Origin of the sequence: Streptococcus mitis, from assembly GCF_946190275.1 — a bacterium.
GTDB lineage: Bacteria > Bacillota > Bacilli > Lactobacillales > Streptococcaceae > Streptococcus > Streptococcus mitis_DC.
This window is the reverse complement of sequence record NZ_CAMHZQ010000007.1, coordinates 1-12990: the sequence shown is the minus strand read 5'-3', so window position 1 is coordinate 12990 and position 12990 is coordinate 1. Positions and strand designations below refer to the sequence as shown.

17 protein-coding genes and 1 pseudogene are annotated in these 12990 nt (G+C 34.8%); 15 read left to right on the top strand and 3 right to left on the bottom strand.

Features of this window, described 5'->3' with window-relative positions:
• Positions 1-23: 23 nt before the first annotated feature.
• The 3 genes from N8M20_RS05160 to N8M20_RS05150 are packed head-to-tail and all read left to right on the top strand — an operon-like array spanning position 24 to position 2467.
• Positions 24-362, top strand: coding sequence for a LytTR family DNA-binding domain-containing protein (locus tag N8M20_RS05160; RefSeq protein WP_049521288.1), 339 nt, complete (start codon positions 24-26; stop codon positions 360-362).
• Between the two features lie 4 nt (positions 363-366).
• Positions 367-1104: a response regulator transcription factor gene (locus N8M20_RS05155; protein ID WP_261079321.1), complete on the top strand. Its 738-nt coding sequence runs from the start codon at positions 367-369 to the stop codon at positions 1102-1104.
• Positions 1105-1117: 13 nt separating this feature from the next.
• Positions 1118-2467, top strand: a complete 1350-nt coding sequence (locus N8M20_RS05150; RefSeq protein ID WP_261079320.1) for a sensor histidine kinase — start codon at positions 1118-1120, stop codon at positions 2465-2467.
• A gap of 32 nt (positions 2468-2499) precedes the next feature.
• Here the strand turns inward: N8M20_RS05150 and blpC are convergent, their stop codons facing one another.
• Genes blpC through blpA form a run of 3 tightly spaced genes read right to left on the bottom strand, consistent with a single transcriptional unit; the run spans position 2500 to position 6237 of the window.
• The gene (blpC, locus tag N8M20_RS05145) at positions 2500-2655 is read right to left on the bottom strand and encodes a quorum-sensing system pheromone BlpC (RefSeq protein ID WP_261079319.1); all 156 of its coding nucleotides are present in this window, start codon (positions 2653-2655) and stop codon (positions 2500-2502) included.
• A gap of 56 nt (positions 2656-2711) precedes the next feature.
• Positions 2712-4073, bottom strand: coding sequence for a peptide export ABC transport accessory protein BlpB (blpB, locus tag N8M20_RS05140; protein WP_261079318.1), 1362 nt, complete (start codon positions 4071-4073; stop codon positions 2712-2714).
• 10 nt (positions 4074-4083) lie between these two features.
• On the bottom strand, positions 4084-6237 hold the full coding sequence (gene blpA, locus N8M20_RS05135; RefSeq protein ID WP_261079317.1) for a peptide cleavage/export ABC transporter BlpA: 2154 nt from the start codon (positions 6235-6237) through the stop codon (positions 4084-4086).
• 282 nt (positions 6238-6519) lie between these two features.
• On the opposite strand from blpA, the gene blpI reads away from it, so the two are divergent.
• From blpI to N8M20_RS05085, 12 genes and pseudogenes are all read left to right on the top strand, one after another.
• On the top strand, positions 6520-6714 hold the full coding sequence (gene blpI / locus N8M20_RS05130; protein ID WP_049533692.1) for a bacteriocin-like peptide BlpI: 195 nt from the start codon (positions 6520-6522) through the stop codon (positions 6712-6714).
• 4 nt (positions 6715-6718) lie between these two features.
• Entirely contained in the window at positions 6719-6880 is a 162-nt protein-coding gene (locus N8M20_RS10790) for a Gip family bacteriocin immunity protein (protein WP_014632401.1), read from the top strand.
• 299 nt (positions 6881-7179) lie between these two features.
• Complete coding sequence (gene blpJ, locus N8M20_RS05125; protein ID WP_049533694.1) at positions 7180-7449, top strand: bacteriocin-like peptide BlpJ; 270 nt, start codon at positions 7180-7182, stop codon at positions 7447-7449.
• A 68-nt stretch (positions 7450-7517) separates the two neighbouring features.
• Entirely contained in the window at positions 7518-7697 is a 180-nt protein-coding gene (locus N8M20_RS10570; RefSeq protein ID WP_314726179.1) for a bacteriocin class II family protein, read from the top strand.
• A gap of 12 nt (positions 7698-7709) precedes the next feature.
• Entirely contained in the window at positions 7710-7877 is a 168-nt protein-coding gene (locus N8M20_RS05115; RefSeq protein ID WP_153226613.1) for a hypothetical protein, read from the top strand.
• A 33-nt stretch (positions 7878-7910) separates the two neighbouring features.
• Complete coding sequence (locus N8M20_RS05110) at positions 7911-8579, top strand: CPBP family intramembrane glutamic endopeptidase (RefSeq protein ID WP_049533698.1); 669 nt, start codon at positions 7911-7913, stop codon at positions 8577-8579.
• An 80-nt stretch (positions 8580-8659) separates the two neighbouring features.
• Positions 8660-9045, top strand: a pseudogene (locus N8M20_RS10565) (immunity protein).
• Positions 9046-9206: 161 nt separating this feature from the next.
• Positions 9207-10244, top strand: coding sequence for a DUF6568 family protein (locus N8M20_RS05105; protein ID WP_049533700.1), 1038 nt, complete (start codon positions 9207-9209; stop codon positions 10242-10244).
• Between the two features lie 408 nt (positions 10245-10652).
• A complete protein-coding gene (locus N8M20_RS05100) occupies positions 10653-10925 on the top strand; it encodes a hypothetical protein (protein ID WP_049533701.1) in 273 nt (90 codons plus the stop codon).
• A gap of 885 nt (positions 10926-11810) precedes the next feature.
• Complete coding sequence (locus tag N8M20_RS05095; RefSeq protein ID WP_261079316.1) at positions 11811-11975, top strand: hypothetical protein; 165 nt, start codon at positions 11811-11813, stop codon at positions 11973-11975.
• A complete protein-coding gene (locus tag N8M20_RS05090; protein ID WP_164226411.1) occupies positions 11972-12376 on the top strand; it encodes an immunity protein in 405 nt (134 codons plus the stop codon). The genes N8M20_RS05095 and N8M20_RS05090 overlap by 4 nt, the downstream gene beginning before the upstream one ends.
• Positions 12377-12459: 83 nt before the next feature.
• The gene (locus N8M20_RS05085; protein ID WP_261079315.1) at positions 12460-12843 is read left to right on the top strand and encodes an immunity protein; all 384 of its coding nucleotides are present in this window, start codon (positions 12460-12462) and stop codon (positions 12841-12843) included.
• Positions 12844-12990: the final 147 nt, after the last annotated feature.

Here is a 12990-nt window from a genome sequence, read left to right as displayed (position 1 = left end):
AAGAGTATTAGGAGGAGAATCCAATGAAACATATGATTATTCAGACACAGAAAACAGTCTATAAAGTAAATGTCGACGATATCTACTATATCCAAACACATCCAACTAAAGCCCATACCGTACAGATTGTTACAGAAGAAGCTAGTTTTAATATGGTTCAAAATTTAAGTAATCTTGAGAACCAATATGGAGAAACCTTGATGAGATGTCATCGAAATTGTTTGGTTAATCTTGATAAATTAAAATCGATTGATTTTCAAGAAAGAATCCTTTTTCTTGGAGAAGAAGGTCAATACGCTGTCAAGTATGCTAGACGTCGCTATAGAGAAATTCGTCAAAAATGGTTGAAAGAAGGAGAGTAAGAAGATGAGAATATTTGTTTTAGAAGATGATTTTTCCCAACAAGCAAGAATTGAAACGACGATTGAAAAACTTTTGAAAAAACAGAGTATCATTCCCAGCTCTTTTGAAGTCTTTGGTAAGCCAGACCAACTGCTGGCGGAGGTGAATGAGAAGGGGGCGCATCAGCTTTTCTTTTTGGATATTGAGATTCGAAACGAAGAGATGAAGGGGCTAGAGGTGGCTAGAAAGATTCGGGAACGGGACCCCTATGCTCTGATTGTTTTTGTGACGACTCACTCGGAGTTTATGCCCTTGTCCTTTCGCTACCAAGTGTCTGCTTTGGACTACATTGATAAGGCCCTTTCGGCAGAGGAATTTGAATCTCGTATCGAGACAGCCCTTCTCTATGCCAATAGTCAAGACAGTAAAAGTCTAGCTGAAGATTGCTTTTATTTTAAATCAAGATTTGCTCAATTCCAGTATCCTTTTAAAGAGGTTTACTATCTCGAAACGTCGCCCAAATCTCATCATGTCATTCTCTATACCGAGACGGACAGACTGGAATTTACAGCGAGTTTAGAGGAGATTCTTAAGCAGGAGCCTCGTTTCCTGCAGTGCCACCGCTCTTTTCTCATCAATCCTGCAAATGTGGTGCATTTGGATAAGAAAGAAAAACTTCTTTTCTTTCCCAATGGGAGAAGCTGTCTAATCGCGCGTTATAAGGTCAGGGAAGTGTCTGAAGCTATCAATAACTTACACTGATTAAGGAGAACTTATGGCTGTTGCTTGGATATTTTTATATACACTTCTTATTAATGGACTAAAAATTGTTATATTCTTTAAAGTAGATGGAATTAGTCTCACTTTCGATAGAATTTTTAAGGCCTTTCTTCTAAAATTTCTTCTAGGGGCGTTCTTTGCGACTTTTCAATTTTTAGCTGTGAGTGACTATATGTCATATTTTATAGAACCCTTATTCGGTATAGGTCTATCTTTCTTATTGTTAAGAGGACTTCCTAAAAAACTCCTTTTCTTTTATGGTCTCTTTCCAATGATATTGGTGAATCTCTTTTATAGAGGAGTCTCCTATTTTGTGCTTCCATTTTTGGGGCAAGAGCAAGTATATAATGACTACTCATTTACTGGATTATGTATCATAATTTTCAATTTCTTCATTTCTCTAGCCTTTTTGAAATGGTTGGATTATGATTTTACTAGTTTGAGAAAGGAGATTCTTGATACAGGTTTTCAAAAGTCCCTGACTAAGATTAACTGGATAATGGGTGCCTACTTTCTAGTCATGCAAAGTCTGTCTTACTTTGAATATGAACAGGGGATTCAATCAACGACTGTTCGCCATCTCATCCTAGTATTTTACCTACTCTTTTTTATGGGGATTATCAAGAAATTGGATACCTATTTGAAGGGCAAACTCCATGAGAGATTGGACCAAGAGCAGACCTTGCGCTACAGGGATATGGAACGCTATAGTCGGCATATAGAGGAACTTTACAAGGAGGTACGGAGTTTTCGCCATGACTACACCAACCTCTTGACCAGCTTACGTCTGGGCATTGAAGAGGAGGATATGGAGCAGATAAAAGAGGTCTACGACTCGGTCTTAAAGGATTCTAGTGAAAAATTGCAGGACAATAAATATGACCTGGGAAGATTGGTAAATGTTCGTGACCGTGCCCTCAAAAGCCTTCTAGCAGGAAAATTTATAAAAGCTAGAAATCAGAACATTGTCTTTAATGTCGAAGTTCCAGAGGAGATTCAAGTCGAGGGGATGAGTCTACTTGATTTTCTAACCATTGTGTCTATCCTTTGTGACAATGCTATCGAAGCCAGTGCAGAGGCCAGTCAACCTCATGTTTCAATCGCCTTTTTAAAAAATGGAGCACAGGAGACCTTTATCATCGAAAACTCCATCAAAGAAGAGAGCATAGATATTTCTGAAATCTTCTCCTTTGGAGCAAGTTCTAAAGGGGAGGAGAGAGGGGTTGGTCTCTATACTGTAATGAAAATTGTGGAAAGTCATCCCAATACCAGTCTAAATACCACTTGTCAAAATCAAGTCTTTCGTCAGGTGTTTACTGTATATATACAGAATGATAAAAAATAATACCGAGAGTTCTTGTTTCTCGGTATTATTTTTTATAGTTGCACTGGTTGATTAGATCCTTTTGTATTGCTTTGTTCAACTACATAAAATCTATATAAGAAATCTTCCCACCATCCTCCACCTGTAATTTGATTGAGTTCAGTAGTTGTTAGTTCTTGAAATGAAGTTAGGTTTTGATTCTTATCCATGTTATGATTCTCCTTTTTGATAAGATAATAAATGGTTATAGAGTGTTATCTGAAAATTAATCAGAATGTGTTAAAATTTTATCTTTGAAATAATCAAAATATGTTTTCTTTGCAGTTACACTAGTGACGCGACCTTGTAAGCCATATTGGATGAGTTTACTATCCCTATTAGATAGTTTTGCAAGAGCGCTTAGTTTAAAGAGATTTCCTTGCTCTGTTCTGGTAGGAGTTTGATCAATTGTCTGAAGTTGACCGATGATGGTAATGCCGTGATTTCCAATCTTCTCCAGTTTTAATCTTACAGTTTGTCCTTTATCTAGTAGAGGTAGATAGTCAGAAGATACGTAGTAAGTGATTAGTACTTCTCTTGTATCTGTGATGACAGGGAATATTTGAGCAATTTCTGTACCCGTTGGAATTCTATTTTTACCTTCAAATTCGCTGTTCAGATGAACGATACCTTTACTTGGTGCGGTTAAGGTATTGTTTTCCAAGCGCTGTGTCGCTTGATCTAGCTGTACTTTTAATTCTGTTAATTGATTCTCTACGGTTAGTTGCTGTTGTGAGGCTGTCTGTAAAAACTGAGTGCGGAGTACTTCAATTTTGGTTGCTAAACTATTATCATAAGTTGCTACACTTCCAATCCCAGCTTGCTGAATTTTGAGGCTTGCGATAGATGATTCAAGACCTGCAATACTTTGATTAATTTGAGATAAAAATGGCTCTTCTGCAGTTCCTTGTGTTTGTCCTTGTGAGGCAACAAGGTAACGATTCAAAATTGACTGGTGTGGATTGCCAGTTGGTAAGCGTGCTCTTTTATTTATGATAGCATCTCTCAGCTCTTGATATTCTCCAATCTGTTGTTGAACTTTTGTAATTTCTTGTTCGATGGCTGATGAACTGCTATTGGCAAGATTAGCTTGATTTGAAACCTCAGTGTTAGTCTTTGTTATACCCAGTTCAATATCATGGGATTGTTTAGTAAAATTCATAAAGGTATTATGGTAGCCAAACTCATCCTCGCCAGAAAAAAGATCAGTCGCTTTCTCTAAGCTTTGTTTCAAAATTCCAAGTCCTTCTTTTTGCTTCTCAAGTCTTTGTAATTGAGTTTCTAAGGCAGTTTTCTGACTTTCTTCCATTGTTTCAGAGTATTTGATGAGTAAGTCCCCTTTTTCAACTACTTGATTTGCCACTAAATGATTAGCAAGGATAGGATTATCACTGGTTGACTGAATGGACGCAATGACACTTGTAGGGGCGATTTCTCCTTGGGAAGTAACAGTAATTTCTTTTGTGGCAACAAGGGAGAAAATCAAGATGAAAGTAAACAGTAATGAAAGAGGTATAATTAACACTGTCGCATAGTTATGGTAACGTCTCTGATAAAACTCGACGCTTCTAAAAAGATTAGGATTCATGACATTCTCCTTATTTATTGAATAGATGCTGGTAGAAGCCTTGCGCCTGCATTAACTCTTGGTGACTACCAACTTCAATGATTTTCCCCTGGTCAAGAACAATGACACGGTTGGTTCGTTCGGCTATACTGAGACGATGGGCTACAAAGAGAATGGTTTTATTAGTTAGGGACATAAGATTATCTATAACTTTTTTCTCAGTCAAGACATCAAGACCGCTAGTAGCTTCATCTAGTATTAAAACAGGAGCTTTAGTTAAAAGAGCACGAGCGAGGGCGATTCGTTGCTTTTGTCCTCCTGATAGACCAGCTCCATCAGAGAGCTGAGTTTGATAGCCCATAGGCATTCTTTCAATATCTTGACGGATTTCAGCTAATTCACAAGCTCTTAGAATATCTTCTTGGCTAATCATATGATTTCCTCCCAAGGTTAAGTTTTCCAAAATAGATCCATTAAAGATATAGGCTTGTTGGGGTAGGTAATTAATATGACGGCGCAAGACTTTTTTATCAATGTTTTTAATATCCTGATGATTGATGGAAATATGTCCTTTGTAGGGTTCAAAGAAATTGATAATCATTTTGGCTAAAGTTGTTTTGCCAGAACCACTAACTCCAACTAGGCTAACCTTATCTCCTTGTTTAATCGTGAGATTAATATCTGTTAAGGTATCTCGTCCAAAACCATACTTATAAGAAAGGTCATCAAATTCAATATCGCCCATCAAAAAATGTGAATGAACAGGGTTTTCTTGAACTTGAAATTCAGATTCGACTAGATAGACTTCGTTCAAACGGTTATTAGCGACCTTCGCAGATTGGAGTTTGGTTTGGAGGTTGATAATATTTTCCATAGGAGTTGTAAAGTAAGAAAGAAGTGTGTTAAAGGTAATCAGCTGACCGATAGAAATTTTACTTGACATGACTAATTGAGCGCCAAACCATAGGATAAGGATATTCAGAACTAATTTTGTTCCCTGCTTTAAACTCGTTTGTAAAATAGAATATTTACTGAGCTTAAAGGATTTTTCCAAATAATCTACAAATTCACTGTCTATATTTTGATAGCGATTTTCTTCACTCGTGAGCGACTTTATAGTTTCAATCCCGTTGATATCTTCAATGATGGCAGAGCTAACCATAGAATTACTTTGCATGACATCATGGTTCATTTTTTCGAAAGGCTTCATAAAAGAAAAGATGATGAACATGTATATAGGAATAGAAATAAGAGAAAGAAGGAAGAGATTAGGGTTTTGTGCCAGTAAGACGCCTCCTACAAGAATCAGAATAGAAACATCCAGAAAAAGAGAAAGAATGGTAGAAGCCAAGGCATCTATAATAGAGTTAGCATCTGTGAACCGTGAAATGATTTCTCCTGTACGACGTGTCGCAAAGAAAGACATAGGAAGTTCAAAAATATGGCGGATATAGGATAAAATCACATCAATGCTTAATCTCTGACTCAGAATAGTTAGGAGATAATCTCGGGAGAAACTCATGACTTGCTGGAGGATATAGGTTATAACCAGACCAACTGAGATGATTCCTAAAGTTGATTTCATCTGATTTGGAATGTATTCATCCAAGATTCCTTGGAGATAATAAGAACCACCGATATTGATAATAGTGACCAATAAGCTTGAGAGAACAATGTAAGCAATGAGAGATTTTTGTTTGAAAATCAGAGGAAGGAAGCTTAGTAGACCATTCTTTTTATCTTTATGGGGTTGATAGCTAGGTTTGGGAGCTATAAAAATAGCTACTCCAGTCCATTCAGAGAAAAAGCGTTCTTTTGACATTTTGGTGATTTTTACAGAAGGGTCAGGATCACCAATAACCAGATAGTCTTTCTTTGTTTGATAGACAACATAGTAATGTTGGAGTTTTCCTTCTTTGTTAACGTGAACGATAAATGGATAGGGGACATCACTCATGTCAAAGAGAGTTTTATCTGCTTGAACAGGTCTTGTTTCAAAGCCCATTTCATCAGCGGCTTTTACAATGCCAAGAGCAGTCGTCCCTTCTTTATTGGTCTTTGCAAGTTCTCTCAAGTGAGCTAGAGAAAAATCTGAACCATAGAATTTAGCAATCGAGGCTAAGGCAGCAACACCGCAGTCTCTAGCATCTATTTGAGGAACAAATGTACGTTTATAAGAAGTCATAGGCAATTCCTTTCATATAGTGGATAGGTCTATTATGACATAAAAACAATTTCATGCTTTATAAAATCTTGAATCGTCATTGAAACTTCCTGAATGGTCAAAAAATGTTTAGAGCACATCTTTCTTTAAAAAAATAGAGATGATTTTGAAATAAAAAAGCTAATTTAAGACGTTTCGATGACAATTCAAGATTTGGATGAAAAACTTTAAAAAACGATGATATACTAAACTTGTCAAAGTTGCAACAGGACAAAAATTAAAAATAAAAAAGGAGTATTTGTCATGGATACAAAAATGATGTCACAATTTTCTGTTATGGATAATGAAGAACTCGAAATAGTTAGTGGAGGAGGCAATTTAGGGTCTGCAATCGGTGGTTGTATTGGAGCAGTACTATTAGCTGCTGCGACTGGTCCGATAACTGGGGGAGCAGCAACACTTATTTGTGTAGGTTCAGGAATTATGTCCTCTTTGTAAGATTATGATTCTTAAATATAGTATTATTATCGCTATTAATTTACTGTCTTATTTACTTACTTACAAAATATCAAAGTTATCTAAGAATGATGAGAATAAGATAGTTAGCAAAATTTTAATTATATTATCAATAGTTTATGTAATCGTTGATGCTTTACTTAGTTGATGGATTGGTAGGAATAAAAAACTTAACTATAAACTATTATTTACTAATATTTTTTGCTTTCTGCAAGTTAATAAATAGTATAGTAAAACTTTTTATTGCAAGGAGAATAACGAAATTAAGATATTTTAGATACTCAAGATTATTGAAATCTTAGACTAAAAAATAGGTACTGCTACCTTTAAGAAGATAGTAGACGTATATACTTTTTTAAGAAAATCAAAAAGATACTATAAAAAATCTATTTGTTTATTGAATTTAAGACTTTGTAACAAATTGAAAATAAAAAGGAGGTATTCATCATGAATACAAAAATGTTGTCACAGTTAGAGGTTATGGATACTGAAATGCTTGCGAAAGTTGAAGGGGGGTATAGCTCCACTGATTGTCAAAATGCACTGATTGGAGGAGTCATTACGGGAGCTATAACTGGTGGAACTGGAGCAGGTTTGGCCACTTTAGGAGTAGCTGGACTTGCTGGTGCATTTGTTGGAGCACACATTGGTGCAATTGGGGGTGGATTAACATGCTTAGGAGGTATGGTTGGTGATAAATTGGGACTAAGTTGGTAAGACTTATAGTAAAATTATGAGGATTCTATTCTGATTTATTTTAGTTTTTTTAAAAAGGAGTATTTGTCATGGATACAAAAATGATATCACAATTTTCTGTTATGGATACTGAAATGCTTACTTGCGTTGAAGGTGGAGATAATTCATACGGATTCTGGTATAGAGTAGGTAGTTTAGTAAGAGATGGATTTGATTTGTATGTTGAAAATCAAAGAAGATTGCATGCGATGTGCCCACTGTGTATCTAAGGAGATAATATCATGAAAAATAAATATTTTGAAACTTTAAGTGCAGAAAAACTAATACAAGTTCAAGGAGGTGGAATGCCTTGGTGGACTTCCTTAATTCCTAATTACGACCAACTTCTTGGATCAATTTGTGGTTTCATAGATGGAATTAGCAAATCTACAAACAGGGGACAATGCTAAAAAATCATCTAGACATTAAAGAAAGGATAAACTATGAAGAACATAAGTTTTATCTTTATAAAAGTGCTTACTTGCTTTTTACTTACTTTTGCTATTCAAGTTGTACCATTAACTGTTGTGAGACGATTTTATGACGGAGTGATAGGAGAAGTATTCGGTGTAGGTGTCTACTTTTTATCTTTCTTTATATGTTTAACAATTATTGTATATCTTGTTAAGAGATGGGGGGATGAGACTACTTTAGATCGCTTACCAATCAAGTGGGTAGAATTGAGATGGATTATTTTTGCTTATCTGGCTAATCTAATTTTAGTAGTTAGTTTTATATTTTTTACTACCGTCCTTGGAAAAGCCCATGATAATACAAGTTCTTTGAGCTTTTTTCAACATTTGGAAACTAGTGGTTTCTTTTATACAGTTCTATTTTGGTTGTCAACTGCTTTTACTCAACCTCTTTTGGAGGAGATGCTCTTTAGAGGAATCATTTTAGGAACTTTAGAAAAATATTCTCCTATTTTTGCTGTCTTTCTTTCAGCTGTTCTTTTTGGATTTGCTCATGATGGAGAGATTATTTCTCAGCATCTTGTGACAGGACTTGTATTGGGTTGTCTTTATATAAAGCAAAGAAATCTATATTCCTGTGTAGTTGTACATGGCTTAATGAATGCTACTATTACGTGTCTCTTTTTCTTATCTATTTAATCTTTAAATAACGTCACATAGCTACGTAACAGAGGTTATATACAGTGCTTTGAACTGTTAGATAGAAAAGGAACAAAGAAATGAAAACTTTTCTTGATAAATACGGAACATCTTCCTTGCGAGAGTGCTACTAGGGTAGTTGCCCTTGCTTGTCTCTACTTATTTGTTTCTATTTCGTCAGTTTTTAAATTTTTCCTTAGTTTTCCAATTTCTTTGAGTGATTATCAACTTGGTTTTTATCTTAGTTACTGTTAGGATAAGAGAGTTTGAAGATGATGATTTGGTTAGTCCTAGAACCAATCAACTTATATTCATCGGCTTGACAGGATTGATGTCTATTATTTGTTTGTATAGAAGTATCACAGCAGGAAAATTATACCAACAATTAATCGCTTATATTGGTGATATTCTCTGCTTGCTTATCATGCTTCTGCTTATGTGGGGCTTGAAGTATTATAAAAAGTAGAGCTTAATGAAGTATAAAGGGATAAGTGTTTTCGAAATACTTACCCTTTTATAATGATTTTTTTTGCAATTCAAGATGTTTCGATGACCATTTAAGATTTATATGAATTTGTAATCTTAAATAAGGTAAGATAAAGATAACAAATGTAAAGGAGTATTCTTATGAAGAATCAAAAGATAAAATCGCTATTACTTGTACCACTTGTATTTGCATCTATTACTACGGGTGTTGTATATGCAGAAGAGCAGCCTACTACTTCATCTATTCGGGCGAATGATAGTTCTCTTGTGGCACCAGATTTGCCATCGGCTAAGGAAAAGGTGGAGCATAAGCCTTCTGTTGTAACCCCAGAAGAGTATGAGAAGAATGTTACGGACTTTAAAAAGATAGATATTGAAGCCGTTCGTCAATCTTTTACAGAGGATCAATTGGAACATACTATTTATTTTGGTAGAAAAACTTGCTCTCATTGTCGTCAATTTTCTCCTGAATTGAAAGAATTTAATAACTTGATTGAAAAGAAGTTAGAATATTATGATTTGGATGGTAAGGATTTTGATGGGGAAGCGAGAGAGTTTCTATTTAAAAAAGTCGGTATTCCAGGAACACCAACAATTTTGTATTTAAAAAATGGACATCCGATATCTGGATGGGTTGGTGGCGGAGCAACTGCACAACAGGTGTATGATTATATGTACTCGAGAAACTCACCTAAGCAAACGGAGACAGTGAAATCTTCTGAGGAAACAGTAACTGAAAGTGTCCGTGATGAGAAAACCAGAAATGACAGCATGAGTATTAGTGATAAAGTTGTAAGCGACAGCAAAGGTATGAGTGATGAAAAAAGAACCGAAATGAAAATATCCAATGCTAATTCCAATTCTAATAGTGAAAATAGTGGGAAAGAGGAGAGTACAAACTCAACTACTAAAGCTAAAACTACTCAATCTGACAATTTAGCAATGTTAGACAATAAGAATCAATTGGAAACTCCCAAACCTATTTTTGATGCTGCTCAAGAAAATAAAACTCCTTCAACTGATGTTAAGGGGACTGATTATGTAAGCGAATCTATTACTTCGAATGAAAAATTATTACCGAAAACAGGAGAGGAAGAAAGTTACCAACTGATTCGGCTAGCTGTCGCGTTTTTTATGGCTTCTATAATGATTAAAGTGAAACAAAAAATTCATAAATAAAAATAGATGGTAAACAGGTGCAATGATATTATTTGTTTGTAATAACATATAGCTAACATTTGCCTATAGACAAGAGTGAGAAGATAGGTGTATTTATTTTATATATAAAAGATTATAACTGTATATGAACTGAATGATAAAAGGTCAAGTATTTCCGAAATGCTTTCTTTTTCGATTATTTTAACGCCTCAAGATGTTTTGATGACTATTTATGATTTGGATGGAAAATTTCAAAGAATAGTAGTATACTAACATTGTTAAGGTTGTAGTCGAAAGTGGAATATCAACTCTTATAGAGGAGAAAACTAACCACTTTTAGAGAATTAAATAGTAGTTGATGTATAGGTAAAAAAGTATGGTAAGTAGTTAGTATTAGCGGAAGTAGAAAACAGTAAAAGGAGAAAGAAAATGAGTCGTACAGTACGTGCAATATTTAAGAAAGAATTACGTGGAATGACAGCAGTTTTAGTTACCTATTTGATAATTGTATCTTTCTTTTCTTATTTTAGTCAATGCTTCGGGAATTGGAAGTATGTTATAGAATATGTAGGCGCTCCATTTACTATATCCTTCACATTCTTTATTTTAGAAACTATGAAAGAACGACATAACAAAATAAAAGAAGACGAAGAGAAAGAAAAACAACAATCAGAACTAAAAAAATGTAAAATAAAGGGGTAAGAAATGGCAAGGAAAAAGAAGTCACTTGGAGAAGAATATGGAAGATGGTGCTGTCAAGGACGATAGCAACCTATGAAAAAGTAATCAACGCTGAAAAATAACATTTTCAGATGAAAAGATGGAGGAGTTAGACAACATACTATCTAATGGAATGGGGTTGCTTGATGGAGTACAAGCATACGATATTCTAACAGGACGAAAATAAAAAAAGTATTCCTCGTGAATACAAAAACAATGTTTCAATTTGCAGAAGCTAACAGATAAATTTTCTCTTTATCCAGCCTGACTTTTAATAAGTTGGATGTTATATTATTTGAGGTATCCTATATGAATAAGAAATCCTTTTTTATCATCTGTTCTACGTTGATCATAGCATCGAATCTTCTCATGATTTCCGTGGTGAACAAGGGAGAAGAAACAAGGAGCAATCTGTTTGTGATTGCTATAGCCTGTGTTATGCTACCAGTCTTTTTATATGCAGTTGAAAACAGACTTACTTCAATGGTAAGAGTAGAATCAATACTCCTGATTCAGTTGACAGTTATATCCCTACTTCGTTTTATCAACAGAATAGGGAGTACGCCTGAAATCCTCAACATTATCATTACCCTTATCGCTTTGGCAAGTGGGACAGCTGCTATCCTTGTTGCGATCATGAGAATATATGAGAACATACGGAAGTGAGGGTGAGTAGTTTTCTATTTTGTATTTTCACATTGTCAAGTTCCCCCAGGGCAAGTATGTTTTCCATGCTTGCTTTTTAAATTTTTTAACAATTCAAGAGGTTTTGATGACCATTTATGATTTCAGTGATCCAAGGTCAAAATGAGTGCTATACTAGCAGTGTAAAGGTTCTAGCTCAACAAAGATTCAGGAGGAAATCTTATGAAGAAACAAATACTTGTCATTTTCATCTTGTATCTAATCATGTCCATCTTTCTATATCCGCTTAGGGAGAGTGCTTGGTATCAACTATTTTATACCATAGCCTATGTGATTGCAGTGATGATTTATTTGGCTATCATGAAAAAGAAAGGAGCAAAGAAATGAAAACTTTTCTTGCTAAAAAACGGAACATCTTCCTTGCGAGATTGTTCCTAGGTCAGTTGCCCTTACTTGTCTCCACTTATCTATTTCTATCTCGTCAGTTTTTAAATTTTTCCTTGGTTTTCCAATTTCTTTTAGTGGTTATTAACTTGGCTTCTATTTTGGTCACTGTTTACCTCACTAGAGAAATGAGGATAAGAGAGTTTGAAGACGATGATTTGGTTAGTCCTAGAACCAATCAACTCATGTATATTGGCTTGACAGGTTTTATGTCTATTATCTGTTTGTATAGAGGTATCACAGCAGGAGAATTCTACCAACAACTAATCGCTTATATTGGTGCTATTCTCTGCTTGCTTATCATGCTTTTGCTCATTTGGGGCTTGAAGTATTATAAAAAGTAGTTTATCTTCCTCTTCTGATAGAATTTTTGATTAGAAGCTTCTATTTAAACCGTTCGTGAAATAAATGAATGGAGATATATAATATGAAATACAGATTATTTCTTGTTATTTTCGTGAGTAGTATGTTGAATATTCTTTTAGGGACATTTTTACAAATCTCTAATGTATCGATTGGGTGGCTTGTTCTCTACAGTGGCTTGTTTGAAGCAGGAGTTTTCCTTCTTGCTAATAAAGGGGTGGCGGTAAAAATCAAGGAAGTAGACATTCGAAATCGCTTTAAATTTATTTTTGGAAAAACCTTATGGTTTCAAATTCTTTTGCTCATCTTTTTGATGGTCAAACTTTATCTTGGTTTGGATGCGAGATTGATTTTATTCTATGGACATATTTTCATTGTCTTTAATGCTTTAATATATCTATTATCTAGTAGTCGGGTTAGCCTTAAAAAGAGCAAACTGTTCTCTTAATTTTGCAGCAGTAGAGTCTGGAAAGGGGAGGTCATATTGGAAAAGATTTCTATGAAAAAGTATCAACTTCTATTCAAAATAAGTGCAGTCTTCTCTTACTTATTTTTCGTATTTGGTCTTTCTCAGCTGACGCTTATTGTTCAAAAT

Bases quoted from the DNA above. Each gene is read 5' to 3' on its own strand.
- N8M20_RS05160 (WP_049521288.1), top strand. From the start codon at position 24: ATGAAACATATGATTATTCAGACACAGAAAACAGTCTATAAAGTAAAT.
- N8M20_RS05155 (WP_261079321.1), top strand. From the start codon at position 367: ATGAGAATATTTGTTTTAGAAGATGATTTTTCCCAACAAGCAAGAATT.
- N8M20_RS05150 (WP_261079320.1), top strand. From the start codon at position 1,118: ATGGCTGTTGCTTGGATATTTTTATATACACTTCTTATTAATGGACTA.
- blpC (WP_261079319.1), bottom strand. From the start codon at position 2,655: ATGGATAAGAATCAAAACCTAACTTCATTTCAAGAACTAACAACTACT.
- blpB (WP_261079318.1), bottom strand. From the start codon at position 4,073: ATGAATCCTAATCTTTTTAGAAGCGTCGAGTTTTATCAGAGACGTTAC.
- blpA (WP_261079317.1), bottom strand. From the start codon at position 6,237: ATGACTTCTTATAAACGTACATTTGTTCCTCAAATAGATGCTAGAGAC.
- blpI (WP_049533692.1), top strand. From the start codon at position 6,520: ATGGATACAAAAATGATGTCACAATTTTCTGTTATGGATAATGAAGAA.
- N8M20_RS10790 (WP_014632401.1), top strand. From the start codon at position 6,719: ATGATTCTTAAATATAGTATTATTATCGCTATTAATTTACTGTCTTAT.
- blpJ (WP_049533694.1), top strand. From the start codon at position 7,180: ATGAATACAAAAATGTTGTCACAGTTAGAGGTTATGGATACTGAAATG.
- N8M20_RS10570 (WP_314726179.1), top strand. From the start codon at position 7,518: ATGGATACAAAAATGATATCACAATTTTCTGTTATGGATACTGAAATG.
- N8M20_RS05115 (WP_153226613.1), top strand. From the start codon at position 7,710: ATGAAAAATAAATATTTTGAAACTTTAAGTGCAGAAAAACTAATACAA.
- N8M20_RS05110 (WP_049533698.1), top strand. From the start codon at position 7,911: ATGAAGAACATAAGTTTTATCTTTATAAAAGTGCTTACTTGCTTTTTA.
- N8M20_RS05105 (WP_049533700.1), top strand. From the start codon at position 9,207: ATGAAGAATCAAAAGATAAAATCGCTATTACTTGTACCACTTGTATTT.
- N8M20_RS05100 (WP_049533701.1), top strand. From the start codon at position 10,653: ATGAGTCGTACAGTACGTGCAATATTTAAGAAAGAATTACGTGGAATG.
- N8M20_RS05095 (WP_261079316.1), top strand. From the start codon at position 11,811: ATGAAGAAACAAATACTTGTCATTTTCATCTTGTATCTAATCATGTCC.
- N8M20_RS05090 (WP_164226411.1), top strand. From the start codon at position 11,972: ATGAAAACTTTTCTTGCTAAAAAACGGAACATCTTCCTTGCGAGATTG.
- N8M20_RS05085 (WP_261079315.1), top strand. From the start codon at position 12,460: ATGAAATACAGATTATTTCTTGTTATTTTCGTGAGTAGTATGTTGAAT.